This is a genomic window from Micromonospora sp. NPDC005413 (genome assembly GCF_040606435.1).
Classification (GTDB): domain Bacteria; phylum Actinomycetota; class Actinomycetes; order Mycobacteriales; family Micromonosporaceae; genus Micromonospora.
The window spans coordinates 153497-179557 of record NZ_JBEXEV010000011.1; the positions used below are offsets into that span (position 1 = coordinate 153497).

Annotated in this window: 32 protein-coding genes and 1 pseudogene; 11 read left to right on the top strand and 22 right to left on the bottom strand. The window is 71.7% G+C overall.

The window, feature by feature from the left end; genetic code table 11:
• Positions 1 to 30: 30 nt before the first annotated feature.
• On the bottom strand, positions 31 to 777 hold the full coding sequence (locus ABZS37_RS15395) for a response regulator transcription factor (RefSeq protein ID WP_355169310.1): 747 nt from the start codon (positions 775 to 777) through the stop codon (positions 31 to 33).
• A 112-nt stretch (positions 778 to 889) separates the two neighbouring features.
• Positions 890 to 1120 (bottom strand): hypothetical protein, encoded by a 231-nt coding sequence (locus ABZS37_RS15400; RefSeq protein WP_355169312.1) that lies wholly within the window; start codon positions 1118 to 1120, stop codon positions 890 to 892.
• A 197-nt stretch (positions 1121 to 1317) separates the two neighbouring features.
• On the opposite strand from ABZS37_RS15400, the gene ABZS37_RS15405 reads away from it, so the two are divergent.
• From ABZS37_RS15405 to ABZS37_RS15415, 3 genes are all read left to right on the top strand, one after another.
• Positions 1318 to 2265 (top strand): serine/threonine-protein kinase, encoded by a 948-nt coding sequence (locus ABZS37_RS15405; protein WP_355169314.1) that lies wholly within the window; start codon positions 1318 to 1320, stop codon positions 2263 to 2265.
• 70 nt (positions 2266 to 2335) lie between these two features.
• Positions 2336 to 2761 carry an OsmC family protein gene (locus tag ABZS37_RS15410; RefSeq protein WP_355169316.1) on the top strand — a complete coding sequence of 142 codons (426 nt, stop codon included), beginning with the start codon at positions 2336 to 2338 and terminating at the stop codon, positions 2759 to 2761.
• Between the two features lie 503 nt (positions 2762 to 3264).
• Entirely contained in the window at positions 3265 to 4113 is an 849-nt protein-coding gene (locus tag ABZS37_RS15415; RefSeq protein WP_355169318.1) for a hypothetical protein, read from the top strand.
• A 10-nt stretch (positions 4114 to 4123) separates the two neighbouring features.
• Here ABZS37_RS15415 and ABZS37_RS15420 read toward each other — a convergent pair whose 3' ends face one another.
• The 5 genes from ABZS37_RS15420 to ABZS37_RS15440 all read right to left on the bottom strand — a co-directional run bounded on the left by ABZS37_RS15420 (position 4124) and on the right by ABZS37_RS15440 (position 8550).
• Positions 4124 to 4645, bottom strand: coding sequence for an ATPase (locus tag ABZS37_RS15420; protein WP_355169320.1), 522 nt, complete (start codon positions 4643 to 4645; stop codon positions 4124 to 4126).
• A gap of 114 nt (positions 4646 to 4759) precedes the next feature.
• A complete protein-coding gene (locus tag ABZS37_RS15425; protein WP_354995824.1) occupies positions 4760 to 5206 on the bottom strand; it encodes a response regulator in 447 nt (148 codons plus the stop codon).
• Positions 5207 to 5274: 68 nt separating this feature from the next.
• Entirely contained in the window at positions 5275 to 5622 is a 348-nt protein-coding gene (locus tag ABZS37_RS15430; RefSeq protein ID WP_355169322.1) for an STAS domain-containing protein, read from the bottom strand.
• Positions 5623 to 5737: 115 nt separating this feature from the next.
• Positions 5738 to 6787: a cobalamin-dependent protein gene (locus ABZS37_RS15435; RefSeq protein WP_355169324.1), complete on the bottom strand. Its 1050-nt coding sequence runs from the start codon at positions 6785 to 6787 to the stop codon at positions 5738 to 5740.
• Between the two features lie 14 nt (positions 6788 to 6801).
• Positions 6802 to 8550 carry a PP2C family protein-serine/threonine phosphatase gene (locus tag ABZS37_RS15440; RefSeq protein ID WP_355169326.1) on the bottom strand — a complete coding sequence of 583 codons (1749 nt, stop codon included), beginning with the start codon at positions 8548 to 8550 and terminating at the stop codon, positions 6802 to 6804.
• Between the two features lie 176 nt (positions 8551 to 8726).
• Between ABZS37_RS15440 and ABZS37_RS15445 the strand changes: the two genes are divergently transcribed.
• Positions 8727 to 9068 (top strand): STAS domain-containing protein, encoded by a 342-nt coding sequence (locus tag ABZS37_RS15445; RefSeq protein ID WP_355169328.1) that lies wholly within the window; start codon positions 8727 to 8729, stop codon positions 9066 to 9068.
• Between the two features lie 80 nt (positions 9069 to 9148).
• Here ABZS37_RS15445 and ABZS37_RS15450 read toward each other — a convergent pair whose 3' ends face one another.
• Positions 9149 to 9463 (bottom strand): hypothetical protein, encoded by a 315-nt coding sequence (locus ABZS37_RS15450; RefSeq protein WP_355169330.1) that lies wholly within the window; start codon positions 9461 to 9463, stop codon positions 9149 to 9151.
• A 200-nt stretch (positions 9464 to 9663) separates the two neighbouring features.
• On the opposite strand from ABZS37_RS15450, the gene ABZS37_RS15455 reads away from it, so the two are divergent.
• The 3 genes from ABZS37_RS15455 (at position 9664) to ABZS37_RS15465 (ending at position 12729) form a co-directional block, all read left to right on the top strand.
• Positions 9664 to 10641, top strand: coding sequence for a DUF2267 domain-containing protein (locus tag ABZS37_RS15455; protein WP_355169332.1), 978 nt, complete (start codon positions 9664 to 9666; stop codon positions 10639 to 10641).
• A gap of 114 nt (positions 10642 to 10755) precedes the next feature.
• The gene (locus ABZS37_RS15460; protein ID WP_355169334.1) at positions 10756 to 11550 is read left to right on the top strand and encodes a fused MFS/spermidine synthase; all 795 of its coding nucleotides are present in this window, start codon (positions 10756 to 10758) and stop codon (positions 11548 to 11550) included.
• Between the two features lie 78 nt (positions 11551 to 11628).
• Positions 11629 to 12729, top strand: a complete 1101-nt coding sequence (locus tag ABZS37_RS15465; RefSeq protein ID WP_355169336.1) for an AI-2E family transporter — start codon at positions 11629 to 11631, stop codon at positions 12727 to 12729.
• Between the two features lie 24 nt (positions 12730 to 12753).
• Here ABZS37_RS15465 and ABZS37_RS15470 read toward each other — a convergent pair whose 3' ends face one another.
• The 4 genes from ABZS37_RS15470 to ABZS37_RS15485 form a co-directional block, all read right to left on the bottom strand.
• Positions 12754 to 14055, bottom strand: a complete 1302-nt coding sequence (locus ABZS37_RS15470) for an NAD(P)/FAD-dependent oxidoreductase (RefSeq protein WP_355169338.1) — start codon at positions 14053 to 14055, stop codon at positions 12754 to 12756.
• An 83-nt stretch (positions 14056 to 14138) separates the two neighbouring features.
• The gene (locus ABZS37_RS15475) at positions 14139 to 14660 is read right to left on the bottom strand and encodes a GNAT family protein (protein ID WP_355169340.1); all 522 of its coding nucleotides are present in this window, start codon (positions 14658 to 14660) and stop codon (positions 14139 to 14141) included.
• Between the two features lie 265 nt (positions 14661 to 14925).
• On the bottom strand, positions 14926 to 15648 hold the full coding sequence (locus ABZS37_RS15480; protein ID WP_355169342.1) for a VOC family protein: 723 nt from the start codon (positions 15646 to 15648) through the stop codon (positions 14926 to 14928).
• Between the two features lie 55 nt (positions 15649 to 15703).
• Positions 15704 to 16507 carry an antibiotic biosynthesis monooxygenase gene (locus ABZS37_RS15485; protein ID WP_355169344.1) on the bottom strand — a complete coding sequence of 268 codons (804 nt, stop codon included), beginning with the start codon at positions 16505 to 16507 and terminating at the stop codon, positions 15704 to 15706.
• A 71-nt stretch (positions 16508 to 16578) separates the two neighbouring features.
• Between ABZS37_RS15485 and ABZS37_RS15490 the strand changes: the two genes are divergently transcribed.
• Both ABZS37_RS15490 and ABZS37_RS15495 read left to right on the top strand, forming a co-directional pair.
• A complete protein-coding gene (locus ABZS37_RS15490; protein ID WP_355169346.1) occupies positions 16579 to 16923 on the top strand; it encodes a helix-turn-helix domain-containing protein in 345 nt (114 codons plus the stop codon).
• A 127-nt stretch (positions 16924 to 17050) separates the two neighbouring features.
• Entirely contained in the window at positions 17051 to 17695 is a 645-nt protein-coding gene (locus ABZS37_RS15495) for a hypothetical protein (protein WP_355169348.1), read from the top strand.
• Between the two features lie 17 nt (positions 17696 to 17712).
• Here the strand turns inward: ABZS37_RS15495 and ABZS37_RS15500 are convergent, their stop codons facing one another.
• The 6 genes from ABZS37_RS15500 to ABZS37_RS15525 form a co-directional block, all read right to left on the bottom strand.
• Positions 17713 to 17844 carry a hypothetical protein gene (locus ABZS37_RS15500; protein WP_355169350.1) on the bottom strand — a complete coding sequence of 44 codons (132 nt, stop codon included), beginning with the start codon at positions 17842 to 17844 and terminating at the stop codon, positions 17713 to 17715.
• Between the two features lie 59 nt (positions 17845 to 17903).
• Positions 17904 to 18197 (bottom strand): DUF6510 family protein, encoded by a 294-nt coding sequence (locus tag ABZS37_RS15505; protein ID WP_355169352.1) that lies wholly within the window; start codon positions 18195 to 18197, stop codon positions 17904 to 17906.
• Between the two features lie 36 nt (positions 18198 to 18233).
• Positions 18234 to 18998 (bottom strand): ferredoxin reductase, encoded by a 765-nt coding sequence (locus tag ABZS37_RS15510; protein ID WP_355169380.1) that lies wholly within the window; start codon positions 18996 to 18998, stop codon positions 18234 to 18236.
• Between the two features lie 7 nt (positions 18999 to 19005).
• On the bottom strand, positions 19006 to 19605 hold the full coding sequence (locus ABZS37_RS15515) for a sulfite oxidase-like oxidoreductase (protein WP_355169354.1): 600 nt from the start codon (positions 19603 to 19605) through the stop codon (positions 19006 to 19008).
• A gap of 76 nt (positions 19606 to 19681) precedes the next feature.
• Positions 19682 to 20704 carry a TerC/Alx family metal homeostasis membrane protein gene (locus tag ABZS37_RS15520; RefSeq protein ID WP_355169356.1) on the bottom strand — a complete coding sequence of 341 codons (1023 nt, stop codon included), beginning with the start codon at positions 20702 to 20704 and terminating at the stop codon, positions 19682 to 19684.
• A 239-nt stretch (positions 20705 to 20943) separates the two neighbouring features.
• Entirely contained in the window at positions 20944 to 21354 is a 411-nt protein-coding gene (locus tag ABZS37_RS15525) for a DUF2267 domain-containing protein (protein WP_355169357.1), read from the bottom strand.
• A 158-nt stretch (positions 21355 to 21512) separates the two neighbouring features.
• Between ABZS37_RS15525 and ABZS37_RS15530 the strand changes: the two genes are divergently transcribed.
• Positions 21513 to 21785: a DUF2795 domain-containing protein gene (locus ABZS37_RS15530; RefSeq protein WP_355169358.1), complete on the top strand. Its 273-nt coding sequence runs from the start codon at positions 21513 to 21515 to the stop codon at positions 21783 to 21785.
• Between the two features lie 42 nt (positions 21786 to 21827).
• The gene (locus ABZS37_RS15535; protein WP_355169360.1) at positions 21828 to 22493 is read left to right on the top strand and encodes a DUF1345 domain-containing protein; all 666 of its coding nucleotides are present in this window, start codon (positions 21828 to 21830) and stop codon (positions 22491 to 22493) included.
• A 257-nt stretch (positions 22494 to 22750) separates the two neighbouring features.
• On the opposite strand, the gene ABZS37_RS15540 is transcribed toward ABZS37_RS15535, so the two are convergent.
• The 4 genes and pseudogenes from ABZS37_RS15540 to ABZS37_RS15555 form a co-directional block, all read right to left on the bottom strand.
• The gene (locus tag ABZS37_RS15540; protein ID WP_355169362.1) at positions 22751 to 23419 is read right to left on the bottom strand and encodes a hypothetical protein; all 669 of its coding nucleotides are present in this window, start codon (positions 23417 to 23419) and stop codon (positions 22751 to 22753) included.
• A 42-nt stretch (positions 23420 to 23461) separates the two neighbouring features.
• Positions 23462 to 24436, bottom strand: a complete 975-nt coding sequence (locus ABZS37_RS15545) for a pirin family protein (protein WP_355169364.1) — start codon at positions 24434 to 24436, stop codon at positions 23462 to 23464.
• A 61-nt stretch (positions 24437 to 24497) separates the two neighbouring features.
• Positions 24498 to 25562, bottom strand: a complete 1065-nt coding sequence (locus tag ABZS37_RS15550) for a hypothetical protein (protein ID WP_355169366.1) — start codon at positions 25560 to 25562, stop codon at positions 24498 to 24500.
• A 280-nt stretch (positions 25563 to 25842) separates the two neighbouring features.
• Positions 25843 to 26061, bottom strand: a pseudogene (locus tag ABZS37_RS15555) (hypothetical protein); the annotation flags it as partial.

A 26061-nucleotide genomic window follows, 5' to 3' on the forward strand; every position in this document is an offset into this window, starting at 1 on the left:
CATTGGCGGGCGGCCCGCAACGGGCGGCGGCTATTCGGCGGGCTTGAGGACATAGCCCGCGCCGCGCAAGGTGTGGATCATCGGTGCCCGGCCGACGTCGATCTTCTTGCGCAGGTACGAGATGTACAGCTCCACCACGTTGGCCTGGCCGCCGAAGTCGTAGTTCCACACCCGATCGAGGATCTGCGCCTTGCTGAGCACCCGGCGCGGGTTGCGCATGAGGTAGCGCAGCAGCTCGAACTCGGTCGCGGTGAGGGTGATCAGCTGGCCGTCGCGGCGTACCTCGTGGCTGTCCTCGTCGAGGCTCAGGTCGCCGACGGTGAGCACGGCGTCTTCCCTGGCGGCGACCGCGAACCCGGAGCGGCGCAGCAGCGCGCGCAGCCGGGCGATCACCTCCTCCAGGCTGAACGGCTTGGTGACGTAGTCGTCGCCGCCGACGGTCAACCCGGCGATGCGTTCCTCGACCGCGTCGCGGGCGGTCAGGAAGAGCACCGGCACGGTGGGGGCGTGCTCGCGCAGCCGGCGCAGCACCTGGAAGCCGTCCAGGTCCGGCAGCATCACGTCGAGCACCACGGCGTCCGGCTGGAACTGCCGGGCGGCACTCAGGGCCGCCATGCCGTTGCCGGCACTGCGTACCTGCCAGCCCTCGTAGCGCAGCGCCATCGACAGCAGGTCGGTGAGCGTCGGTTCGTCGTCGACCACCAGCACCCGGACCGGTTCGCCGTCGGGGCGGCGCAGCTCGATCCGGCCTGGCGCGGCCTGCCCGTTCATGACCATGCCCCCATCGTGGTCGCGACGTCTGTGCCACGCCCCTGCGTGAGCTGTGTGCCAGCTGTGCGGCCGGGCCGACGCGGGGTCGGCGTCACCATGGGTCAGCCCCGCCTCGTGGTCACTCGGACACCCCGTACGCGTCGGTGCGCACGAACCGCATGCTCCAGCCACCGACGCCGTCGGGCTGGTCGCGTTCGTAGAGGTGGTCGGGGCCGGGCTGCACCGGCCCGGTGCCGTCCGGGTGCCGCATGATCCAACGCTGTGGTGGGGCACCGTCCGACCCGACCGGCAGCAGTCGGACCAGGCCGTCCGCGGGCCCGCCGACGAAGCGTACGGTGACCTCGCTCATCGCGCGCTCCCTCAGTGACGATGCCGGCACAATCCGTGACACCGGCCTGGCTCGCAAGCTACCGCACCCGCCGCCGTGCCGCAGCGAGGTGCGCGGGGCCGGGCGCTCCCGAATCGCGCTCCGGTTTGCCCAGCTCGGAGCCCGGGTACCGCGACCGGAGCACCCGCTGCCGGCGGGACGAAGGCGAGGAGTGATCGATGCGTACGCTGGACGGGCGGTATCAGCTCGAGCAGCGCATCGGCGTGGGCGGGATGTCCGAGGTGTGGCGCGCGCACGACCGCGTGCTGGACCGGCCGGTCGCGGTGAAGCTCATCCTGCCCGGCCCGGACGGTCAGGGCGGCCCGGTGGAGCGCATCCGCGCGGAGGCCCGATCGGCGGCCCGCCTGGTGCACCCGAACGTGGCGAGCGTGCACGACTTCGGCACCTCCTCGACGTCGCCCGGCCGCACGGTGCCCTACATCGTGATGGAGTTGGCCGAGGGCGAGACGCTGGCCGCGCACCTGCGGGCCGGGCCGTTGGACTGGCGGATCTCGGTGCGGGTCTGCGCGGAGGTCGCCGCGGCGTTGGCCGCCGCACACGCCGACGGCATCGTGCACCGCGACGTCAAGCCCGCCAACATCATGCTCACTCCCACGGGGGTCAAGGTGCTCGACTTCGGCATCGCCACCCCCACCGGCTCACCGGACCTGGTGCCGGCCGGGATGGTGCTGGGCACGCCGGCGTACCTGGCGCCCGAGCAGCTGGACGGGGCGCTGGCTACTCCGGCCGCCGACATGTACGCCCTCGGCGTGCTGCTCTACTACTGCCTCACCGGTCGGCTGCCGTACCGCGCGGCCACCTCCGCCGAACTGCTCGGCGTACGCCGCCATCAGGCACCGGAGCCGCTGCCCGAGATCGAGGGGCTCCCGCCGGAGGTGGCCGAGCTGTGCCACTCCTGCCTCGCGGACGATCCCGCGCGGCGCCCGACCAGCCTGGTCGCGGCGCTGCTGCTGGCCGAGGCCGTGGACGCCCGGGTGTACGTGCCGATGACGGTGCCGACGGCCCGCCGGCCGGCTCCGGTATCCCCGTGGACCGAACGAGCGGCGGCGGAGGCCACCGAGGCGGTGGCGGTGCTCGACGAGCCGGACCGAGCGTACGGCCGCTGACCGTACGGTCCACGGCGTTTCGCCGAGCGACGGCCGGGTAGCCGACCCGGTGAGCGACGGGAGAATCGCGATGCCGGATCAGAGTTCCTGGCTGCGTGAGGCCACAGCGACCGCCGAGGGCGGTCACGTACGCACGGACGACGGCGGGCTCTCTACTGCGCTGGCCTCGCCGCTGGCGGCGCACTGCACGGGCCTGAGACCTGAACAGTTGCTGGCCGCGGCCTTCGCCTCCTGCCTGCATCACGCGGCGGTGGAGGCGGCCGGGGAGATCACCGACGAGGCGCACACGGTCCAGGTGCGGGCGGAGGCGAAGCTGGGGCGCGACGACGACGGTCGGTACCGGGCCGACGTGCACGCGGAGATCTCCTCGGCCGGCCTCAGTCGAGATCAACTGGCCGACCTGGTCGAGTACGCCGACCGGCTCTGGCCGTTCTCCAGCGGCGACGCCAGCCGACACCGGCTAACGGTCACTCCAGCAGAAAACGGCCGCCACTAGCCCACTCACCCTCTCCCGCCCCGCGCGAGCTGTGATCCACTCCGGTTCGGCGATGTTGCGGTGTCCGGAGGTGGGGATGCCCCCATGTCGGCGATACCGAGTCGATCACGTCCGGGTCGACCAGGTCCGAGGCATCCGAGTTGTCCGGTTGGTGACCTCGGGCTGAGTCCGAGGGGTTGACCCGGGAGCGCGGGGAGCGCGTGGGTGGCGCGGGCGGGCGCGGCGGGGTTGCACGGGCGGGCGGGTGAGGCGCGGTGGGCCGTTTGGGCAGCTGGCGTCAGCTGTACGGGTGAGCGGTGGTGGGCGGGCGAGCACGAGGGCGCGGCCTGGTGGGGCGACCGCGTTCACCCGGCGAATCGGGAATAACCGTCTGGCCCGATCAGCGAGGTTGGTTGAGTGACCTCCATCTTTGTCCCTTAAAGTCTGCAAGATCGGGGCAAAGTGTGGCGCATGCCACCGTACGGGCCGATGTCATCGCGCACTCAGGTCTTTAGCCTCGGCGGGTGCCTCCCGACGACGCTGCCGACCAGAAGCTGACCGACGCGCGCCCGACTACCCGTTCGGACGACGCCGCATCAACCGAACGGACGATTGGCCGTCACCGAGCCTTCGGAGCGCCCCGGCGTGCCCTGCTGCGCTCGACCCCGGTCCGGGTGGCCCTGGCCACCGGTGTCACCTGCTGCCTCGGCCTCGTCGGGGTCGCCGCTGCCCGAGGCAGCGACGACACGCCCCGCACGGTGGAACCGCTGGCCGAAGCGGTGGCCGACCGTGCCGCCATCGCCGACCAGCGCGCCTCCCGGTCGCTCGACCGCGACGTCGCCCCCGCACGGGTCCTGCCCAGCCCGACGGTGAAGCCCACACCCACCCCCAGCGTCACCCGCAAGGCGCCCAAGAAGCCGGTCAAGCCGCGCCGACCTCGACCGGTCGCCGGGCTCGACCAGGCACAGATGGACAACGCGAAGATCATCGTGGACGTCGGCCTGGAGATGAAGATGCCGCGCCGCGCCCTGGTGGTGGCACTGTCCACGGCCATGCAGGAGAGCAACCTCTACAACCTGGCCAGCGAGGTGCTCCCCGAGTCGGCGGAGTACCCGAACCAGGGCAGTGGCTCCGACCACGACTCGGTCGGCCTGTTCCAGCAGCGGCCCAGCAGCGGCTGGGGCACGGTGGCCGAGCTGATGCGCCCGTCGTACGCCGCACGCGCCTTCTACGCCGCTCTCAACGAAATCCCGGGCTGGCAGGACATGAGCGTCACCGCCGCCGCCCAGTCGGTGCAGATCTCCGCGTACCCCGACGCGTACGCCCAGCACGAGGATCGGGCGACCACCGTCACCGCGGCGCTCACCACCTGAGCCGGATGCGTCAGCGACGGCCGGACGGGGGCTCCGCGCCCGCTTCCAGCCCGCCGACTCCCACCCGGCTCCCCGGTACGCCGGCAGCCGCCGTCGGGGTGTCCGCGGGCACCTGATCCACCATCACCTCGCTGAGGATCTCGTCCACCCGCGCCTCGCGTCGCCGCCGGGCGTACAGCGCCGCCTCGAAGTCGCGCCGGGCCTGCACGGCTTCGGTGTACGCCCGCTCGCGCACCTGCCGTGCCTCCTCGCGGGCCTCGTCCAGCTCGAAACGGGCCTGAGCCAGGATCTCGGCGGCCTCGCGCGGCACCCCGTCACCGGTGTGCCGGTTGATCGCGGCGTCGCCCAGGTCCAGCCGCCGCAGGAGCCCGCTGAGCCAGGCCGCCTCCTGGCGGATCTCGTCCCACTCGCGGGTCTCCCCGGCGGCGGCCTCAGCCCGCGCCGCGAGCCGGGACAACCGGATCGCCACCTCGTCCAGACAGGAATCCACCTGCCGCTGGTCGTAACCGGTCTCAACGACGGAGAACCTCATACTGTCGCCCCCCAGGCAGCTGCTGTTACTTCCCCACCTGGATCCTCGACCGCGACCGCGACCGCCGAGGGGGTTCGGGAAAAATGTTCAGCATCCGCGCGCGAGGGGCCTGTGTCAGGCGCGCTTGGGCAGCACGACCACCCGGCCGAAGAACTCGTCGATGCGGCGGACCACGTCGTTGAAGTCGTCCAGGTCGATCGGCTTGGTGACGTACGCGTTGGCCTGCAACGTGTAGCTGCCGACGATGTCGGTGTCGGCGTTGGAGGTCGTCAGCACCACGATCGGGATGGTCCGCAGATCCTCGTCCTGCTTCACCGCGCCGAGCACCTGTCGACCGTCCATCCGCGGCATGTTCAGGTCCAGCAGGATGACGTCCGGTCGGCGGGCCTGCTCGTGCCGGCCCTCGGCGCGGAGAAACTCCATCGCCTCCTCGCCGTCGCTGACCACGTCGATGATCTTGTGGACGTCGGAATCCGCCAACGCCTCCTCGATCATGAGCACGTCACCCGGGTCGTCGTCGACCACCAGGATGCGTACTGGCTGCGGGCTGTCTGCGCCCATCACTACCTGCCTCGGGTGAGGTGGGACGGGACCTGACGGTCACCGCATTGGCGGGGAAATCTAGCCCATCAGACGGCGTTGCGAAACGCGGGGTCGGCCGATTCCGGTTCGTCGTGCAACACCTCGGCCAGACCGGTCACCTGCAGCACCCGCTCGACGCGGCCGTTGGCCCCGGTGAGCCGCAGCCAACCTCCGTCGGCCGCAGCCCGATTGTCCCCCCGGACGAACACGGCCATCCCGGTGGAGTCGCAGAACGTGAGGTCGGTGAGGTCGAGCAGCAACCGGGTCTCGCCAGCGGCGATGAGCTTGTCGATCGCGGCGGTCAGCTCCGGCGCGGTGCTCAGGTCTAGCTCGCCCGCGAGCCGCAGGCAGGCGCCATCGCCGTCGCGCTCGACGTGGCTGACGCTGAACGTCACCGTGCTCCCCCTCGCTCCACCGCTGGATGGGACATTTGCGGTGCGGCAAGTATACGCAGGAGCACCCCCACCCCGCAGGGCGCGGTGATCGACACCGGCGCGGTCGGGCGGGCGGTCACCGGGCAGCCCGCTGACCGGCGGCGGGCAGCGCGGCCGACCCCAGGGCCAGCACACGTCCCGCCCGGGGGAAGTCACGCAACGCGACGGCGTAGTGCTCGAAAGGCCGGGCGATCGCGGCGGCGGGCACCCCCCGGCTCAGCAGGATCCCCGACAGCCACTCGACGAACTCGGTGAACAACGAGGCGTCATCGACGTAGACCGCCGCGGCCAGGAAATCCACGATGTGGCCCAGATCGCTCACGGTCGAGTCGAGCTGAGCAGCCGTGTAGGCCCGGGCCGCCGGCGTTCGCTCCCGCAGGTCGGCCAACGCGCTGTCGACCAGCTCACCACGACGCCGCACCAGGCTGGCGTACTCGTCGTCGGCCAGGTGAGCCAGCGGCGCCGGCGGCACCCCCAGCAACGCCCGCTCGTCGGAGATCAGCTCAGCCGCCGCGGGCGCGTCCGGCGCCCAGGCCACGCCGAGACGTCGCGCCCACCGACCGTCCACGCCGAACCCGCGCCCACCGACGACCACCGGCACGTCCGAACGACGGCAGGCCTCAATCATCCGGTGGGCGTACGGCAGCCGCATCGGCAGCGCGCACGCCAACGCGACCGCGTGCGCGTCGTAGCGGTGCAGGTACGACACGAGGTGCGCCGCGGGGACGCTGGCGCCCAGAAAGGTCACCTGCCAGCCGCGCAGCCGCAGCACCTCGGCCACCAGCCGGGGCGGCAGCGCGTGCCACTCGCCGTCCATGCAGGCGACCACGACCCGTCCGCCGGTCGGGCGCGGGTTGGCGTGCGTGGCCACCGCCGCCACCACCTGCTCACTGATGTGCGTGGCCGCGTGCTCCTGGGCGACGCTCCACTCGTTGCGCGCCCACCGCTCGCCCACCTCGATCTGGGCGGGCGCGACCAGGTCGAGCAGCACCCGCTCCGCCGGTACGCCCGCGTCGAGCAGGCCGATCGCCATGTCGATCGCGGCGTACTCGTCGGCGTCGGCGAGGCAGTCCAGATAGCCGGAGTAGGCGCTGGTCGGGTCGGCGGCGGCCGTGGCGGCAGTCAAGCGTCAGTCTCCGTCTACTGGTCGGTGGTGGTCGCCTGCGCGGGCACCGAGTGCAGATGCCGCGACCCGCGCCCGCTCGGACCGGCCGCGCGCAGCCCCAGCACCGCGATGTCGTCGTGGTCGCCGTGCGACAACCAGTCACAGGTGATCTGCTCGACCCGCTCGGCCAGGGCCGGCGCCGGCATCCGTTGACAGCCGGTCAGCGCACTGACCAGCCGTTCCGTGCCGAACTGCTCGTCGCCGCGGCGGCCACCTCGGGCCTCGGTCACCCCGTCGCTGTAGAGCAGGCAGGTTTCGCCCGCTGCCAGCTGCACGGTCACTTCGCCGACGCGTGGGTCGGGCACCACCCCGATCAGCATGCCGCGCAGCGGCACCGACTCCACCTCGCCGGAGGCGCGCAGCACCAGCGGCGGCAGGTGCCCGCCGCCGGCCATGGTGAGGGTGAGGCCACCGTCGCGCTGTGGACGGGCCACGCCGAGCACGATCGTGGCGAAGCGGCCCTGGCCCTGGGTCGTCTCCAGCAGTGCGTCGTTGAGCAGCCGCAGCAACCGCCCGGGATGCGACTCCAACCGGTGCAACGCCTGCAGACACTGCCGCAACTGACCGGTGAAGACGGCCGCCTCGACGCCCTTGCCCGACACGTCGCCGAGGAAGAACACCGAGCCGCCGTCGGCAAGCCGGTGCGAGCCGTAGAAGTCGCCACCGATGCGCAGTCCCGCCTGCGCGGGCCGGTACGCGGTGCCCCACTGCACGCCGACGGTCTCGGCCGGCTCCACCGGCAGCAGGCTGGCCTGGAGGGTGTCGGCGACCTCTGCCTGGTCGCGGTAGAGCAGAGCGGTGGTCAACGCCGCGCCGGCGCGGGCCGCGAACGCGCGGATCAAGTCCACGTCGGCCTCGGCGTACCAACGGGTGGCACGGCGGGCCACCAGCAGCACACCGACCGGTGCGTCGCGGCCGGGCAGCGGGACGATCCGGGCGGCGCTCTCGGTGCCGGCGAGCCCGGGCAGCCAACCGGCGTCGGCCGCCTGCTCGACCAACCAGTCCACCGCGTGCGGCTCGACCCCGGTCAGCCCGTCGGCGATGGCGGCCGGCAGCTCGTCGCCGGCCAGCACGCCGCTGTCCACGGTCGGCACCTCGTCGTCCGTGCGCGAGGCCCGCCACCAGCGGGCCCGCCCGGCACGCGGGGCGAGCACCAGCACGGCCACCTCGGCCAGGGTCGGCACGGCGAGTCGGACGACCGCGGCGGCGGCCCGGTCGGGGTGCAGAGGGTTGCCCAGCTTGTCACCGGCCACGGCCAGGAAGGCGGAGCGTGCGCGCTCGGCGAGCAGCGCGTCGGCGCGGCTGACGCTGTCGGTGACGTCCTCGACATACCAGCAGCGGCGGGCGCCGGAGAGGGGCACCTGGCGGGCGGTGAGCCGGCGCCCATGATGGGTGAAGCCGTCGGCACTCCCCTCGCTCACCGTGGGCACACCGGCCGCGCTGAGCAGCTCACCCGGGGTCACCTCGGGCAGCAGCCGCTCGGCCACCGGGCTGACGTGCCGCACGACACCGTCGGCGTCACAGACCACCAGGCCCTCACGGAAGTGCTCGACGACCTCGAACCAGTTGGGTGCGGCGGCCAGAGCGCGGTCGGGGGCCAGCGGCGGCAGGGCTGCCGTAGGGCGGGGCGGGGCGTCCGCGGACCACGCCGTGGACCGTGCCGTGCTCGGCGTGGAGATCCGTCCGTCGCCCGGGTCACAATCCCTGACGTCGGAAGCAGTCACCAGCTGAGCCTCACTCCTTGTCGTCCACCCGAACCCGCACCGGAACCGGCGTCTATTTGGCCAAAACGCTCCGACCACCCTACGTCGGAACGCGGATAGCGGCACGTCACAGCAGCCGCCGCAGGTGTCGCCACCCCCCGCCGTGCGTTCTCCCGCTCAGCTGGCAACATGGCGGGATGTCCGATCAGCTGTTGACCATTGAGGCGACTCGGCTCGACGCGGGGCACGTCCGACTACGGCTGACCGGCGAGCTCGACTACGACAGCGCGCCCGACCTGATCGCCGCGGCAGCCGACCTCCGCGACGACGGCCACGAGCAGGTGCTGGTCGACCTGACCGGGGTGAGTTTCTGCGACTCCTCCGGGCTCAGCGCGCTGCTGGTGGTGCACCGCACCGCCAAGGCGATCCGGCTGACCGCGGTCAGCCCGCGACTCCAGCAGATGCTGGACCGCACCGGGCTGACCGAGCTGTTGGCCGTCGAGCACGCCACCGACAACGACGTGCGCGCCATCGGCTGATCGGCGCTCTGGGGGCCGCCCCTGGGCCACGGGGGATGGCCCCCGACCCTGGGACCTGGGGTCGGGGGCCGGAGGAATGTCTAGGGTGCCGTCATCGGCTGGAGCCGGGGCCCGTTCTCGCGCAGCTCGCCGGTCGGGGTCGAGTCGACGTCCTCGGGCTCTCCCGAATCGGGCGTCTGATACAGGTAGCGGACAAACTGCCCACCCGCCTCGTTGTCGTCCGCGCCAGGCCACTGGCCGATGCAGTCCATGCCGACCACTTCGCGGCCGGTCCCGTCGGCCTCCTCCAGCAGCGCCCACAGGCTCACCGGGTAACACCTGGTGACTTCGGGGTTGAGTTGCCAGCGGGCGTACCAGCCGGGTCTGGCGGGGACGATCTCGACGATCTGTTTCATGACGACCTTCCTTCCGCGTACGTCGGAAGAACTCCGGTCCTGACCCGATCATGTGGGCCGTGCGGGTGAGCACCCCTCACCCCCGCCGGATGAAGCGCTGCGGACGCGGGGTCGACCCGGCCGGCGGCGTCCGTTTCGGCTCCTGGGACGGCGGGAAGGCGACGGGCGCAGCCACGATCCCCAGCGGAAGGGGTGTCACCATGCGCAAGCAGATGGAGGGCGACAACCAGAGGCGCCGGGCTCTGGCCCGGCAGGCCCGCGAACAGGGTCGCCAGCCCAGCGAGTTCGGCGCCAGCCTGAGCGCCTCCAAGCAGATCGCAAGCCTCGACCAGGGCAAGCGGGCCGGACCGCCGGCGGCCGGAGCACACAAGCCGGACAGTACGCGTGGCGGGCCGGCACCGCCGGCGGTCGGCAGGGCCGACAATCCGCGACCGCAGCCGTCCCCGCCAGACGGCGCGGCCGGAGTGAGCAGCATGGGCTACCACGACCTGGTCGACGAGGTCCGACGTCGGGCCGGGGTCGACTTCAAGACGGCCAAGGTGGGCACCGAGGCGACGGTGCTGGTCCTCGCCTTCGCCCTGGAGGCGGCCGAGCGGCAGCGGCTCCTCGCGGCGGTGCCAGCGTCTCTGCACGACGTGCTGCCCGTCGACGGCGTCGAGCGGCACCGTGACCTACCCGGCTTCCTGGCCGAGGTGGGCCGGATCAGCGGCAACACCCCGGAGCAGGCCCGATACCAGGCGGAGGCGACCTTCGCGGCGCTCGCCGAGCAGGACGGCGACCTGGTCGAGTCGTTGCACGTACCCGACGGGTTGCGTGACCTGCTGAACCCGTCGGAGGCCGGCGGCGGCCTCGTGGGCGCCTCCACCACCACACCCACCCTGGAGGCGGACGAGATCAGTGCGGCGCTGGACGACCTGCCGTACTGGGCCGGCGACAGCCAGGCCTTCTACCGGGTGGTCGCGCTGCCGCCGGACAACCTGGACCGGGTGCTCGACCGGCTCGACCGGCTGCGCCAGGAGACCGGCCGCGGCCCGAGCATCGGACGTCCGGGGGACACCGCCGCCGTGTTGACCGTACGGACCAACCAGGCCGACGGGGTGACCGCGCTCGACGTTGACCTCGCCCACCGGATCGACGACGCGATCGACGAGGTGGGGGCCGGAATGGCCGGCAGCTGACCGGCAACAGCGGCACGGGCGGGCCGGCGGACGGGGGCGACCCCGTTCCGCCGGCCCGTCGGCCGTGCCGGGCCACGGGCGGGGTGGATCGTGGGCTCGGCTAGCGTGCCCGTCATGAACCGCGCCGCCGACCGGCTGGAGCTGGTCGCCGACCCGGCCCGCCGGACCGGGCGGACGCTGCTGTCCGCCGGTGTGGAGCAGTCGTACGTGGATGTCGAGGATCCCCGGCACCTGCACTTCGAGTACGTGCGACGGATCGCCGCGGCGGTGGATGTGGCGGCCCCGGCGGGTGCCCCGCTGAGCGTTCTGCACCTGGGTGGCGGCGCGTTGACGCTGCCCCGCTGGCTGGCCGCCACCCGGCCCGGCTCGGCGCAGCGGGTCGTCGAGCGCGACCCGGCGGTGGTCGAGTTGGTCGCCCGGGAGTTGCCGCCGCTGCCGTCCGAGGTGCGGGTGGAGGTCGCCGACGCCCGGGACGCGCTCACCGCCACCCCGGCCGGGCGGTACGACGTGGTGATCGCCGACATCTACCGGGCGGCCCAGATGCCCCGGCACGTACGCACCGTCGAGTTCACCGCCGAGGTGGCCCGCACCCTGCGCCCCGACGGGTTGTACCTGGTCAACGTCACCGATCTGCCGCCACTGGTCGGCACCCGGGTGCAGGTGGCCACGCTGCGGGCGGTCTTCGCCGACGTGTGCGTGTTCGGCGACCGGCGGATGCTGCGCGGCCGGCGCTACGGCAACCTGGTGCTCGCCGCGACGTCGCGCCCCGGCGGGCTGCCGGTCGGGCGGCTGGCGGTGGCCGCCCTACGCGACCCGGTGCCCGGCGGCCTGCTGCACGCCGCCGCGCTCGACACGTTCGTCGCCGGCGCCCACCCCGTCACCGACGCGGACGACAACGGGCGCGGCTGAGCCCGAACCCTGCTCCAGACCTTCCCTCCCGTCCACGATGCCGGGTTTCCGACGGCGAGCGCGGGGAAGGCGCGGCGGATGAGCATCGCCGACGATCGGGTGACCGCCCGCCGGACCCTGATCGTGATCGGTCTGGTGTTGGCGACCGCGGTCGCGCTGGCCTTCGTGTACGCGACCCGGCGGGTGCTGGTGTGGGCCGTGGTCGCCGCGTTCTTCGCCGTCGCGCTCAAGCCCCTCGTCGACCGGCTGCAACGCCGTTTCGTACGGCGTCGGGCGTTGGCCACGCTGCTGGTGTTCCTCGCCGTCTTCGTGTTGCTGGCGATCGTGGCCGCCCTCATCCTGGTGCCATTGTTCGACGAGCTGGGCCGGTTCGCCGACCGGGCACCCGAGCTGCTGCGCGACGCGCGCGCCGGCCACGGCCGGCTGGGGCAGTTGCTGGAGCGCACCGGCGCCCACCGCTACGTCAGTGAGCACTCCGACCAGCTGCGCGGCTTCGGGGATCGGCTGCGCCAACCCGCGGTCGGTGTGCTGCGCGGCATCGTCGAGACGGTCGCCGGGCTGGTCACGGTCATCGTGCTGGCGTACCTCATGGTGTTGGAAGCACCGCGGATCACCCGCGGCATGCTCGCGGCGGCCGGGGACGGCCAGGGCGAGCGGCTGCGGCGGGTGGGCCGGCAGGTGTCGCGCGCCGTCACCGGCTATCTCAGCGGCAACCTGCTGATCAGCGTGCTCTGCGGGGCGTTGACCTTCCTGGTGCTGACCCTCACCGGAGTGCCGTTCGCGGCCGTGCTCGCCGTGCTGGTGGCGGTGACCGACCTGATACCGCTGGTCGGTGCGACGCTCGGCGCGGTGATCGCGACCGGGTCCGGCTTCCTGCACTCCCCCACCGCCGGGGTGGTGGTGCTGGTCTTCTTCGTGGTCTACCAGCAGGTGGAGAACCACCTGCTCCAGCCGCTCATCCTGTCCCGCGCCGTGCGGCTCAACCCGCTGACCGTGCTGGTCAGCGTGCTGCTCGCGGCGGAGCTGGCCGGCCTGATCGGCGCTCTGCTGGCCATCCCCGCCGCCGGCATCGTCCAGACCCTGCTGCGCGAGTACGGCCCTCGCAGGCTCCGACCCGCCCCGCCGGCCGATCCGCCCGCCCGGCCACGCCGACCGGCCGGTCCCGCCCGGGAGGGCTGACCGGCCGGACCGCGTAACGCCTGCTCAGCGGGATTGATTCGCGACCTCGGGTGAGGTGCTCTCCAGCGGGACCGCGTTCGCCGGAACCAGCCCCAGCTGGACCGCCGACCGGGGCAGCGCGGCGTCCAGCGCCCAGTCGGCACTGACCCGCGTGCGGTTTCCCGGCATCGCCATCAGGTGGTACGCCCGGGTGACCGCCTTGGCCGGCAGCCCGGCCAGGTTGACCTGCAACGGGTTCGCCGCCGCGTCCCTGCCACCCAGGTCGACAACCCAGCCCAGGTCGTGGTGCTTGTACGGCTTGCGCCGGCCGAAGCCGTACGACGCGGCGATGTTGTGCGCCGCGAGCTTGCCCTGCCGCTGCGCGTGCTGGGCCGTCATTCCGCAGACCGCCCCCGGGTGGGTCAGGTCGGGCACCGCGGCGGCGTCGCCGCAGGCGTACACCTCCGGGTAGCCGGGGACGTTGAGGAACTCGTCGACCACCAGCCGCCCCCGGTCGGTGCGCAGGCCCAACTCGTTGACGAACGGGTCGGGGCGCACCCCCACACACCACACCAGCGTGCAGGTCGGCACGTACTCCCCGTCGGTGAGCTTCACCCCGTCGGCGGTCGCCTCGGCCACGGACGTACCCATCCGGACGTCCACGCCACGCCGGTTGAGCACCTTGTGCGAGGTGTCCGACATCCGCTTGTCCAGCTCCGGCAGCACCCGGGGCGCGACGTCGAGCAGCATCCAGCGGGGGCGGACGGTGAGCCGGGGCCGCTGGGCGTGCAGCGCGTCGGTGAACAACTGCCCGTGCGCGGCGACCTCGGTGCCGGTGTAGCCCGCCCCGACCACCACGAACGTGGCCCGGGCCTGCTGCTCGGCCGGGTCCTCGGCCTGCTCGGCCAGCTCGACCTGCCGGACGATGTGGTCATGCAGGTAGACGGCCTCGGGCAGGCCGCGGAAGCCGTGCGCGTACTCGGTCACCCCTGGGATGGGCAGCAGCTTGTTGACGCTCCCCACGGCGAGGATCAGCCGGTCGTACGCCAGCCGGTTCTTCTCCCCCTCCGCCTGGGTGAAGCCGACCCAGCGGTTCTGCAGGTCGACGTGGTCCGCCTCGCCGACCACCACCCGTACGCCCTTGAGCGTCCCGGTCAGAGGCACGGCGATCCGTCCGGGCTCGACCACCCCGGCCGCGACCTCGGGCAGCAGCGGGAGATACAGGAAGTAGTCGGTGGAGTTCAGCACCACGATCTCGGCCCGGTCCCGGGCGATCCGGCTCAACGTCTTCGCCGCGTGGTAACCGGCGAACCCGGCCCCCACGATCACCACACGAGGTTTCGTCATTGCGGCCCGTTTCCCGTCGAAGCCCGGGACAAACGTCGGTGAGGTGTCCGTTGACAGCGGGACGCTTGTGCGGGGACTCCACGTCACGACTGTGCGGTGATCGCCCACCGCTCGTGGTCGCGCCAGGCGCCGTCGATGAACAGGTAGTCCGGGGAGAAGCCCTCCAACCGGAAACCGAGCTTGCGGGCCACCCGCCGGGACGGCTCGTTGCCCGGCTGGATGTTCGCCTCCAGCCGGTGCAACCCCGCCGCCGTGAACGCGGGGTCGATCACCAGGGCGACGCCCGCCGAGGCGTGCCCGGTCCCGCTGTACGGCAGGAACGCCGCATACCCCAGGTAGCCACCACGCAGTGCACCGAGCACGATCCCGCTGATGTTCACATAACCGGCGATCTCGCCACTGGCCCGGTCACAGATCAGGTAGCCGGCGCTGTCCCGGCGGCGGATCCGGCTCAGGTAGCGGTCGTACTCCTCCGGGCTGCCGGGCGCGACCAACCACGGCTGGTGCAGCTCCCGACTGCGCCGCACGGCGGCGACGAACTCGTCGGAGTCGGTGGGCCGGGGCCGCCGGATCGCGGCGGGACCACCGGTACGCAGGTATCTCACGGCGGACCACTCTGACCGACCGGCGCCTCCCTTGTCCAACCGGTCGCCGCGCGGGCCGCGGGCCCGCCGGGCCGGGCCCGCGCGGTCCGCGCCGCCGGCCGCGCTGCCCCGCGCCGCGCTGCCCCGCGAGGGCCGGGCCCGCGCGGTCCACGCCGCGCGGCCCCGCGCGGCATGATCGTGCTCGAACCAGGATGTAGTGGCATCCGGCAGCGCGCGTGACCACTACAGCGTTGATCGAGCACGATCTTGCGGGACAGCCGGACGGCTAGCGGGGCGTCAGCAGGGCAAACTCCTGACCATCGGGGTCGGCCAGCACCAGTCGGCCTGCCTCGCCCTGGTCGGTGTCGAGAAGGGTCGCCCCGAGGGAGAGCAGACGGTCGACCTCCGCCTGCCGATCGACGTCGACAGCCGGAGCGAGGTCGAAACGCACCCGGTCCCTGCCTCCGTTGGGCATCAGCGGTGGACCACCCCAGCTGATCTTCGTACCGCCGTTCGGCGACTGGATCGCGGTCTCCTCGTCCTGGTCCCAGACCAGCGGCCACCCCAGCGCCTGGCTCCAGAAGTACCCCACCTTCTGCGATCCGTCGCAGGCCAGCGCACCGATGAATCCGCAGCCGGCAAGGAAGTTGTTACCCGGGCCGATGACGTCGAACTCGTTGCCCTCGGGGTCGGCGAGCACCACATGATCGTCGTCCGGCCCCTGGCCGATGTCGATGTGCCGTGCGCCGAGCTCCAGTGCCCTGGCCACCGTCTGCCGCTGGTCCTCCAGCGAGCTGCTCGTCAGATCGAAGTGCATCCGGTTCTGGACGATTTTCGGCTGCGGGTACGGGGCGAAGCGGATGCGGAACCCGGTGTCGTCAGTGGGCAGGAGCAGAACGCCGTCCTGTGCATCGTCGACCATCTCCCGCCCCAGGATCCCGGACCAGAACTGCGCGAGCCGTAGCGGCTCGCTCGCGTCGAAGCTGATCCCGAACAGGTGTGCGGTCATCGCTACGCTCGTCTCCCATCGGACCGGACGCCGTGCCAGCCGTCGGAGCGGGAGCCTACGGGTGTGCCAGGTCGCCCGCACCCGAGTTTCGGGTCATCCCCCGGTAGGGCGGGGCCACACCCCAGCCCCAGCGTGGCACCGGTGCCTGCCGAATCGGGTCCGCGTTCGGTTGAGAATTGGCTACCGCCAACCGGGTGCCCCACTCGATGTAGCTCGTGAAGGCGGCGCGGAACTCCGGATGATCGGGCAGGCCGACCTCGTCGGCAGCGTCCATCATCAAGTTGACCCACCGCCGACGCTGCGTCTCGCTGATCGCCCTGCCCAGGTGCTGGCCGAGCATGTGGGGGTAGCCGCCGTGCTCCATTGTGTAGGTAGCCGGTCCGCCGAAGACCTCGGCAAGCCATACCGCTACATGCCGGGCGTGGTCGGGGTCCACGTGCGCGAACATCGGCGCGAGCAGGTGGTCGGAGCGGACCAGGCGGTAGAAGGCATCGCAGAGCATCATGAACGCGTCGGTGCCGCCGGCCCACTCATACAGGCTCGGCAGCGTGGCGCCACCAGGGCCGGCAACCGTCGTTTGGGCGTAGTGCCGCATCTCCTGGATGTCCTCGACGTACGGCTTGATCGCGGCGAAGAACTGCCCGAATACCGGGCCGCCCCGAAACCCTTTCAGGTGCTCGTCCACTGATGTCCAGGTAATGCGCAGCAGGTAGCAGGCGGGGTCGTCCAGGCAGCGGCTCAACTCGTAGTCCACACACTGAGGCGCAGCGCGTAACGCGCCAGCGGCCCGTTCGTACGCCGCCTCGAAGCCGTCCAGCCGCTCCTGCGGCACGCGGTACCTGATGTACTCGATCACCATGGCTACAGCTCAACACCCGTAGTGACGAAGATCAAGTACGCACCATCTGGTGCGTGCCGAGGGAGGCCACGATGCCTAAGCGATACCACTGCCCGGTGGAGCTCGCCGTCGACGTTGTCGGCGGAAAATGGCGACCGGTGATCCTGGCCCATCTCAAGGAGGGCGTACACCGCTATGGCGAACTGCGCCGCCGGATGCCAGGAATCAGCGAGAAGATGCTGACCCAGCGTCTGCGCGAGTTGGAGGCCGACGGGCTCGTCCTGCGGCACGACCACGAGACCACACCACCTCATGTCGAGTACCGGCTCACCGAGGAAGGACTCAGCCTGGCCCCGGTGTTGCAGGCCCTGTACGACTGGGGCACCGCGCGGGCCGCACGTACCGGTACCGCCATCGACGCACCCTCTGCTGCCTGACTCGACGCAACACACGCGGCCCCGCACCTGACACCGGTCTGGTTCGTCTACCTCTCCGCGACGTTCTGGGTCGGTTGTGGCTGCTCGCGGGCACGGCGTAGTGAGTCGTCGATGCGAGAATCGACCGGTGGAGAACGAGCTGAGGGCGGCCCTGGCAGGCGTACGGGACGCGTTCGCCCGGTACCCGCGCCGGGCGGTGCTCGACGGATGCCCGCACTGCGAGGGCTCCGTGCTGGTCGACGAGCACGACCTGTTCGGACTGAGCATCAGCCTCGGCAACACGGTCGGCGACCGTGCTGACGTGAAGGCCCTGCTCCCCGTACTCCTTGAGCGCCTGCTCGGGTCCGACGACCTCGACCCGGACATCGTCCTGGGCAAACTCCCCCATCAGCAGTGGCGCACCTGGCCGCGCGTCGAGCAGCAGGCCATCGACGCGTACCTCGACGTGGTGTGGCGGTCGTTGCTGGCGGACCACCCGCCGCGGCTCGGGTCATTCACCGATCCGGCGACCTTCCTCGACGCGGCTCGCGCGGCCGGCGAGCACGTCGCGCGATTCCTCGATGTCTGGGACGCCACGCTCACCCCGTCGGCAGACCGTCACCTGGCCGAGATGGTCGCCGGACTCAACTTCGCCAATCAGAAGCCGAGCGCCCTCGGCGACTGGTTACGCCGAGAGGCGACCCGCGACCGCCTGTACCGCGCGTGGGAACGTGACTGCGACTCACCGTGGGCCGACGGCCTCGCCCAAGCCTACGATCTCCTCCACCACTAAGACGTCCCTAACCGGCCCTAGCTGCGGAGCAACTGCTCCTCGGGCGCCTCGGCGATCTGCCGGGCCACGCGCACGAAGGCCGCCACCGCGGGGGAGCACGACTCGGCCGGCCAGGCCACCTTCAGCGTCACCGGCTCGAGCTCCGGCACGGGGCGGAAGGCGGTACCCGGCCGGGGTACCGCCGAGCCATCCACTCCGGCAGGAACCGTCACAGCGGGCCGGGGAACGTCTGCTCCATCGGCATCGGGACCTGGAGGTAGGTGGTGCCGCGCATGTCCAGCCAGGCCCGGTCGGGCCCACGGACCAGCCGCACCATCACCTCTTCGCAGGACGGGCAGCGTGCGACGAGGCCTGGCGCGTGCGAGTAGACGTGCAGACTGGCCATCGAGCCGGTCGTTCCGCAGTTCTCGCAGCGGCCCATCGCGGTGCTCAGGTCGACGGTGAACAGCTCACGCATCGGGCCGTCGAGCATGTTGCCGTCCAGGTATGACATCTCGGTCATCGAAATCTCCTCGACCTTGCGTGAGCGAGCGGGCGGTCAGCCGGTGGGGCCGAAGCGTTCGGTCTTGACCTGCCGCGACGGGTGGCCCAGCCCCACGAGCAGGTCGGCCACGGTCTCCACGAACGCGGTCGGACCGCAGACGTAGGTGAGCGGTTGCAGGTCCGGCGGCCAGCCGTGCGTGTTGACGTCGGCCAGCCCGATCCGGTGCGGCTCACCGCGCCAATCCTCGGGTGCCTGGCGGGTGTATATGTACGCCACGTCCAGGCCGAAGTCGTCGCGGACCCGGCGGCGCAGCTCGTCGGCGTAGATCACGTCACCCGGGGTGCGCACCGAATAGATCAGCCGGAACGGCACCTTGCTGCCGATGGCCCGCCGAGCCCGGATCATCGCCATCAACGGCACGATGCCGGAGCCACCGGCGACCAGTTGCACCGGCGCGGTCTCCTCGGGCCGCCAGATGAACCAGCCACCGAGCGGTCCGCGTACCTCCACCGGGTCGCCCGCACCAAAGACATCGATGAGGTACGGGGACACCTCGCCCTCGGGCACCCGCTGGACGGTCACCTCGATGCGCGGGCCGCCGGGGCCGTCCACGGCAGGACCGGCAATGGAGTACGACCGTGCCGCCTGGTAGCCGTCCGGGGCGGTCAGCCGCACGTCGACGTGCTGCCCGGGCAGGTGCCCCGGCCAGTCCGGCACCTCCAGCACCAGGGTCTGCGCGGTCGGTGTCTCCACCCGGCGCTCCACCAGCCGGCCGACGTGCCACCGGTTGGGTGCGCGGGGCGGCGTGCTCGTCGCCACGGCGCGCTCAGTCACCCTGGTACCGCTGTTCGCGCCACGGGTCGCCGTAGTCGTGGTACCCGGCGGTTTCCCAGAACCCCGGCTCGTCCATCGTCCTGAGCCGGATGCCGCGCACCCATTTGGCGGACTTCCAGAAGTAGAGGTGCGGCACCAGCAGCCGAGCCGGCCCGCCGTGCTCGGCGGGCAGCGGCGCACCGTCGAAGGTGTGCGCCACCCAGGCCCGGCCGCCGCGTAGGTCGTCCAGCGGCAGATTGGTGGTGTACCCACCATAGGAGTGCGCGAGCGCAAAGTGCGCGCCCGTGTCCACGCCCGCGAGCAGGGTGTCCAGTGAGACGCCCTGCCAGGCGGTGCCGAGCTTGGACCAGCGGGTGACGCAGTGGATGTCCACCATTGGCGTCTCCTGCGGCAGGGCCATCAACTCCTGCCATGACCACCGGTGTTCGCTGCCATTCTCGGCGGCGATGACGAACTCCCAGGTGTCCAGTGACACCCGGGGCGTCGGGCCGGCCGAGAGCACCGGAAAGTCCTCGGTCAGGTACTGACCGGGTGGCAGGGCCGGCTCCTGCGTTCGGGGCCGACCCTGAAAGCCCGGTGACACGATTCCCATTGCACAGTCGTACCACCCGTGTCGGGCAGGGCGGGAGCTTTCCCGCGTACCCCCTTGTCGCCTCGGCGCGGCGCGGTCAGTGCCGCTCCACGACGACCTCGCGATCCTCGGGCTGACCACCCCGAGTGGCGCGGAGGCTGGTCAGGGTGACCACCACCAACACGCCGATGATCACAAAGAGCGAGGCCAGGGTGGGGATCTGCGGAACGCTCTCCCAGATGCCGTGCGCCCAGTGCAGGCCCAGCTTGAGACCGATGAACGCCAGGATGATGGCCAGGCCGTAGCTGAGGTGCACCAGCCGGCTCAGCGCCGCGTGCAGGACGAAGTAGAGGGCACGCAGACCGAGCAGGGCGAACGCGTTGGTGGCGAAGACGAGGTACGGGTCCTCGGTGATGCCGTAGACCGCGGGCACCGAGTCGACGGCGAAGACGACATCGGTGGCCAGCACCGCCACCACCACCAGGGCGAACGGGGTCAGTGCCCGCTTCGCGCCCTGCCGGACGGTCATCTTCGTGCCGTGGTATTCGTCCACCACCGGCATGAACTTGCGGAGCAGCTTCACCGCCCGCATGTTGTTGATGTCGACTTCCTGCTGATGCCCGGAGAGGGCGTCGCGGAGCAGCTTCACCGCGGTGGCGATGAGGATGATCGCGAAGAGCAGGAAGGCGAAGTCGAGGGTCTGCAGCGCGGCGGCGCCGAGGGCGATGAAGACCGCCCGCAGCACCAGCGCGCCGGCGATGCCGTAGAGCAGCACCCGCTGGGCGAGCACGGCCGGCACCGCGAACGCGGCCAGCAGCAGCATGAAGACGAAGAGGTTGTCGACGGAGAGCGACTTCTCGACCAGGTAGCCGGTGAGGTACTCCACACCCTGCTGCGAGCCGTAGCGGGACCAGATCCAGGCGCCGAACGCCAGCGGCAGGGCTATGTAGAACGCCGACCAGCCGATCGCCTCCCGCATCGACACCTCGTGCGGGCGGCGGGTTACCAGGAAGTCCAGCACCAACAGCAGGAGCACGCCGACGATGGTCACCGCCCAGAGGGTGGGCGTGCCGATCGACGACAGGTCACTGGCGGCGGACAGGTACGACAATTCGGTCATTGAGTCTCCTCGAACACCGTCATGTTCGAGGTCTCCTTCACCCACCACATGATGGGCAACCACCCGAGGCGCGCCGGGCGCGCCGTACTGACCGGAATGGTTCGTGGGAAGTACTCCCCTCGTACCCCAAGGTTAGGCCAGGCTGAATCGCCGCGCCAAGCGGGACATCGATGGTTGCCCTGATCAACCGCTGTGCGCGCCCGGGGAGAGCGCTGTCAGCCCCGGCGACGTCCGCGCCGTCAGCCACGGCGCAGCGTCGCGCCCGGGGCCATCGCCTGCTCCACGAGGCCCCGAAAGTCGCGTGGCAGCTGGGTGGCCACGTCATCGAACTCACCGCCGGTGATCGCCTCGCGCAGGGTGGTGAAGACAGCCCGGACGGCGTCACGAGCGGCGGGCTCCTCCACACCGGCCCGCAACGCGACCCGCGCGACGAACTCGGCCGCTCCGAACCGGTCCGCCTGCTCGGTGCTCGGGCTCGGTTTGAGCACCAGTTGCAGCGGCTGGGGCAGCTGAGCGGCCAGGTCCAGGACCTCACCGCCGGTCAACCGCTCGGCGAACGTCTCCAACACGGCCCGGGTCAGCTCGACCGCCCGCTCGGACGACGTCGCGGTGCGCTGGGAAACCTGGTCGATGAAGGTGTCGTAGTTCATCGCGTACCCCCCTTATGGCTCGCGTCGGCGCCTGCGGGTACCCGCGGCGGCGGAGTGGAAACGGCGCCGGGATTCCTCCGCCGGCCAGGCGTGACCGGCCGGCGGGCGGGTAACCGCCGCCGGTCGTGACCACATCGATGCCCGAGGGAGCCCACGCCATGGCGAGCTACGCGGACGTCCTGCAGTACCTGTCGAGCCTGGACTACCCGGCCGAGAAGAACGACGTGGTCCGCGAGGCCGAACGGGAGGGTGCCCCGCCGGACGTGCTGAAGGCGCTGCGCGCCCTGCCGCCGGTGGACTACGCCAACGGCACCGAAGTGGCGCGATCGGCCGGGATCGAGGCGGCGCCCGAGGTGAGCCCCGCACAGCGGGCCGAGCAGGCCCGGGACAAGACGCACAACCGGGTCTCGCAGCACCTGCGCGGCATCTGACCCGGCGGTGGCGGCCACAGCCCGGACGGGTGGACGTCGCGGATGACCGGGACCGGTCCGCCCCGCCCACCGGACGTGCACTTTCCGGCCGCGGTACAGCTCGCCGTGGTGGCCGTGGCCGGCGTCATTGCCGGTTGCGTGTTCGCGGTGCTGCTGCCACTACCGCTCGCCGCGCTGGCCGGCTGGGCCGTGGGCGCGCTGAGCTGGCTCACGCTGGTCTGGCACAAGCTCTGGCCGATGGACGCCGCGCGAACCGCCCGGCTGGCCGTACACGAGGACCCGAACCGGGCGATCCGGGACGTCCTGCTACTCATCGCCTGCCTGGCCAGCCTGCTGGCCGTGGGGTTGGTCGTGGCCAGCGCGCAGAGCGCGCCACCCGGCATACGCCGGGAACTACACAGCGGCCTGGGCGTGCTCAGCGTGGTGCTCTCCTGGTTCGTGGTGCACACCGTGTTCGCCGCACGGTACGCCCGGATCTACTACACCGGCCCGGACGGCGGCGTGAACTTCAACCAGCCCGAGCCCCCGCGCTACTCCGACTTCGCCTACGTCGCGTTCACCATCGGGACGACGTTCCAGGTCTCCGACACCAACCTGACCAGCAACGAGATGCGTCGCACGGTGCTGTGGCACTCGTTGGTGTCGTACCTGTTCGGCGCGTTCATCATCGCCGTGACCGTGAACCTGCTGGCGGGTCTGGCCCGCTGAGCAGCCGCGCCGACCCCCGGGGACGACACGGGGCGGGGCTGACGAGTGAGCGCCGGGACAGGCGGGCGCCCCTGGTCACGAACCGCGACCTAGGGCGCCACGCAAACCTGCCCAGGCGGTGAACCACGTCCGAACCGGTCGCGGTCACCAGGCGGTGGATGCCCGCTCGAACCGAGCGGCCAGCACTGCCGGGTCCAACCATACGACAGAACATCCTCCGTTTGGTCAGATTTTGGCGAAGTGTGGGCCAGGGCACGTCACGGCCGAGCGGTAACCTCCGCGTACCGGTGTTCCAGGTCGACCCGCGCCAGCGCCCCCACCAACCAGGCCAGCCGCTCCGACTCACCGCTGGCCAGGCCCGCCAGATCGTCCGCCGACCTACCCAGCCCGAGCCGACGGGCGGCAGCCAACGCCCGCCGGTCGGCGACCGGGGCCACCTCCCGCCACAGCGCCTGCGCCTCCCGGAGGAACAGGTCGACGACCTGGTCGTCCACACCGGGAAGCTCCGCGAGGAGCGCCCGCTCCCGGACCGGGTCGTGGTGCGCCACCGACCGCAACCGGCGCAGATCACCCCGGTACCGCTCGACGACCGTGCGGGCCAGGTCACCCAACACGTCGGCCAGCGCGCCCACGTCACCACGCTGACCGCTGGCGCGCAGCACCCGCACCCGGTCCTCGTGCAACGAACGGGCCAGCCGGGCCGCGCTGTCCCACCCCTCGTCGCGCAACGCCCGCGCCCCGTCCAAGGCCCGGCGGAAATCGCCACGACGGGCCAGCAACACCGAGAGGTAGAGCACCTGGAACAGGCTCGCCGGGTTGTTGGTGACCCGAAAGCCGTACTGCTCGGCGAAGCCCCGCCCGCTGCCGGCAAGCCGGCGCGCCAGGCGCTTCCGATCCTCCACCGGAGTGATCAAAGTGGTCGGCATGCCGGCGACTACCCGCGCTGCCGTCGGTCACACGCGGGCCGGTCAGCCGTGCAGGCCGCCGGTGCGGTCGCGGGCCTTGAGGCGGGTGGTGGGCAGGGCCGGCGCCGGCAGTGGCGGCGCCGGATCATCGGCGACCACACCAAAGCGCCCGTCCCCCACCATCCAGTCCTCCCGGGCGGCGGCGACCTCCTCGTGCGAGCGGCCGACGAAGTTCCACCACATCACCAGCGGCTCCTCGAACGGCGTACCGCCCAGCAACAGCAACCGGGCCCCTGCCCCACCGCGCACGGTCAGCTCACTGCGGCCCAAGCCCAGGTACAGCAGCGCTCCTGGTTCGAACCCGACACCGGCCGCCTCGGCGGACCCGGACATCGCCAGCAACGCGTACTCGAAATCGGGCCGCAGCGGTAGCGTCGTCGGCGCCTCGCCGCTCAGCTCCAGCTGCACGCCCACCAGCGGGGTGTGCACCACCGCCGGCGACCGCTCCCCGGCGAACTCCCCGACCAGCAGGGTGAAGTCCAGATCACCGTCACGCCAGTGCGGCAGGTCGGCGTGGTGCGCGAAATCCGCCACTCCGGCCCGCGCCGGGTCCGGCAGCGCCACCCAGAGCTGCACACCGTGCATCACCGGCGGATGAATGGCCGGCGACCGTTCGGAGTGGGCTATGCCGCGCCCAGAGGTCATCACGTTCAGCTGACCGGGCCGGATCGGCTGGACGTTGCCGAGGCTGTCCCGGTGCAGGATCTCGCCGTCCAACAGCCACGTCACCGTCTGCAGGCCGGTGTGCGGGTGCGGCGGCACCTCCATGCCGGGCCGCTGCGCCACATCGTCCGGGCCGAAATGGTCCACGAAACACCACGCGCCGACCATCCGGCGGGGACGCTGCGGCAGCAGACGCCGCACCGTGGTGTACCGACCCAACGGCACGTCGTGGCCGGGCAGCAGCACGCTGCCGGGATCAACGTCGGCCACACCAGGTGGCCGGGTCTCCGCCAGCATTGATTCAGTACGCTCCACCGCCCGACTGTACGCTCACGCCCGCCCACGGCCGCCGCGCTTCTCGCAGGGCGGCCGGGGTTCACCGGGTGCTCGATGACACCGTCACGCTGTTCGCGCCCGCCACCAGGTCGAGATAGAGCCGCTCGGCAGCACGGTCCCATCCGGGCGTACCGAGCACCGCACCCGCGGCCACCCCGTCCCAGCGTTCGTCGCGTACCACGACCGAGCCGGCACCGGCCCCCACGCGAACCCGAACCGGCGTCTCCCCCGGCACCTGGATGTCGAGCTGGCTGGTCCCGCCGGTGAGCCGCACGGTCAGGTTGCCTGGGCTGCCTGAACCGGCGCCGCCGGTCGGGCCGGCGCCGCCGGTCGGGCCGGCGCCGCCGGTCGGGCCGGCGCCGCCGGTCGGGGGTAGAAGGATTTCGGTGCGGGACGATCCGCCGGCGAGTTCCACGCCCAGCAGCCGGGCCCGGGTCAGATCCAGCACCTGGCTGCTCACCCCACCGGCCAACCGCAGGCGCCATGCGACCTGCTCGCTGAGCAAGACCCGTACGGCCCTCGCCCCGGACGAACCGGTCTCCACGAGGCCGAGCCGCACGGTCTCCCCCAGCACCGCCGGTCGGGCCGCCACACCCGAGCCGACCGGGCTGCTGATCCGGTAGAGATCATCACCGAGATCGGCCACCCGCAGTTCAAACGAGGACAGCCCGTCCGCGAGCACAAAGGTGCCCTTGTGCCGACCCGCCAACGGCGCGGTCATCACCTGTTCGGCAGCGGCACCCGCACCGCCTGGGCCACGACCCGCGTCCGGGTCGACGCCGCCCTCCGAACGGCCGACGTCACCGGGCCGGGCGCCGTCAGGCCGGGCGCCGTCGGGTGCGCCGTCGGGCCGGGCGCCGTCGGGTGCGCCAGGCCGGGCGGCGTCGGGCGGGGTGCCGTCAGGTGCGCCGGAGTAGGTCATGCCGAGGCGGTGCGGTTGGGCAACGATCACGGCCACCGCGGCCGCGCCGAGAATCAACACGACAGCCGCCGCAGCCACCAGCAGGCGAGCACCGCTGGACCAACGCCGGCCTGATACCGCGTCACCACTAGGTTCCGGCTCTGCCTCCGGTTCGTCCTCCGTGCCGTATCCCACTGCGGCCATCCTTCATCCCTCCGCCGGTCCCCGCCGGGAGGTACGTACCCGCCAGCCGATCGGATCACTCCGCGCCGACCACGCCACTCCGCTACGTCGCCGACGCCAATGTTGGACAGTTCCGTTAGCGGCTAACGGAAACTGTCCAAGATCTCGTGCGGGGCGTGGGGTGTCATGCGCAACCGCCAACCGGTGCCGCGGTGCAGGGCGTGGAGATGCCGTTGGCCGGCACCCCGGGTTGGGGTGCCGGCCAGCGGTCTCTAGGTCATGCGGTGGTGCGTGTGCGGGGTCAGCTGTTCCAGTGCTGGGCGACGAGGTCGGTGGCCTGCTGCTCCCACTGGGCGTACGCATCCGGGTACGCCGAGACCTGCACGGTCTGCGCGGCGACGGTCAGGGGCATGTCCTGCCACCCGTCAACCTGCTTCAGACCCTTCAGGAACGCGGCCGTCGAGTAGGCCGGGTCGGTGATCTGCTCCGGCGTACCCCAACCACTGGTCGGACGCTGCTG

Excerpts from the sequence above, each read along its gene's own strand:
- ABZS37_RS15395 (WP_355169310.1), bottom strand. The coding sequence starts at position 777 with ATGGTCATGAACGGGCAGGCCGCGCCAGGCCGGATCGAGCTGCGCCGC.
- ABZS37_RS15400 (WP_355169312.1), bottom strand. The coding sequence starts at position 1,120 with ATGAGCGAGGTCACCGTACGCTTCGTCGGCGGGCCCGCGGACGGCCTG.
- ABZS37_RS15405 (WP_355169314.1), top strand. The coding sequence starts at position 1,318 with ATGCGTACGCTGGACGGGCGGTATCAGCTCGAGCAGCGCATCGGCGTG.
- ABZS37_RS15410 (WP_355169316.1), top strand. The coding sequence starts at position 2,336 with ATGCCGGATCAGAGTTCCTGGCTGCGTGAGGCCACAGCGACCGCCGAG.
- ABZS37_RS15420 (WP_355169320.1), bottom strand. The coding sequence starts at position 4,645 with ATGAGGTTCTCCGTCGTTGAGACCGGTTACGACCAGCGGCAGGTGGAT.
- ABZS37_RS15425 (WP_354995824.1), bottom strand. The coding sequence starts at position 5,206 with ATGGGCGCAGACAGCCCGCAGCCAGTACGCATCCTGGTGGTCGACGAC.
- ABZS37_RS15445 (WP_355169328.1), top strand. The coding sequence starts at position 8,727 with ATGTCCGATCAGCTGTTGACCATTGAGGCGACTCGGCTCGACGCGGGG.
- ABZS37_RS15450 (WP_355169330.1), bottom strand. The coding sequence starts at position 9,463 with ATGAAACAGATCGTCGAGATCGTCCCCGCCAGACCCGGCTGGTACGCC.
- ABZS37_RS15455 (WP_355169332.1), top strand. The coding sequence starts at position 9,664 with ATGCGCAAGCAGATGGAGGGCGACAACCAGAGGCGCCGGGCTCTGGCC.
- ABZS37_RS15460 (WP_355169334.1), top strand. The coding sequence starts at position 10,756 with ATGAACCGCGCCGCCGACCGGCTGGAGCTGGTCGCCGACCCGGCCCGC.
- ABZS37_RS15465 (WP_355169336.1), top strand. The coding sequence starts at position 11,629 with ATGAGCATCGCCGACGATCGGGTGACCGCCCGCCGGACCCTGATCGTG.
- ABZS37_RS15470 (WP_355169338.1), bottom strand. The coding sequence starts at position 14,055 with ATGACGAAACCTCGTGTGGTGATCGTGGGGGCCGGGTTCGCCGGTTAC.
- ABZS37_RS15480 (WP_355169342.1), bottom strand. The coding sequence starts at position 15,648 with ATGACCGCACACCTGTTCGGGATCAGCTTCGACGCGAGCGAGCCGCTA.
- ABZS37_RS15485 (WP_355169344.1), bottom strand. The coding sequence starts at position 16,507 with ATGGTGATCGAGTACATCAGGTACCGCGTGCCGCAGGAGCGGCTGGAC.
- ABZS37_RS15490 (WP_355169346.1), top strand. The coding sequence starts at position 16,579 with ATGCCTAAGCGATACCACTGCCCGGTGGAGCTCGCCGTCGACGTTGTC.
- ABZS37_RS15505 (WP_355169352.1), bottom strand. The coding sequence starts at position 18,197 with ATGACCGAGATGTCATACCTGGACGGCAACATGCTCGACGGCCCGATG.
- ABZS37_RS15515 (WP_355169354.1), bottom strand. The coding sequence starts at position 19,605 with ATGGGAATCGTGTCACCGGGCTTTCAGGGTCGGCCCCGAACGCAGGAG.
- ABZS37_RS15520 (WP_355169356.1), bottom strand. The coding sequence starts at position 20,704 with ATGACCGAATTGTCGTACCTGTCCGCCGCCAGTGACCTGTCGTCGATC.
- ABZS37_RS15525 (WP_355169357.1), bottom strand. The coding sequence starts at position 21,354 with ATGAACTACGACACCTTCATCGACCAGGTTTCCCAGCGCACCGCGACG.
- ABZS37_RS15530 (WP_355169358.1), top strand. The coding sequence starts at position 21,513 with ATGGCGAGCTACGCGGACGTCCTGCAGTACCTGTCGAGCCTGGACTAC.
- ABZS37_RS15535 (WP_355169360.1), top strand. The coding sequence starts at position 21,828 with ATGACCGGGACCGGTCCGCCCCGCCCACCGGACGTGCACTTTCCGGCC.
- ABZS37_RS15540 (WP_355169362.1), bottom strand. The coding sequence starts at position 23,419 with ATGCCGACCACTTTGATCACTCCGGTGGAGGATCGGAAGCGCCTGGCG.
- ABZS37_RS15550 (WP_355169366.1), bottom strand. The coding sequence starts at position 25,562 with ATGGCCGCAGTGGGATACGGCACGGAGGACGAACCGGAGGCAGAGCCG.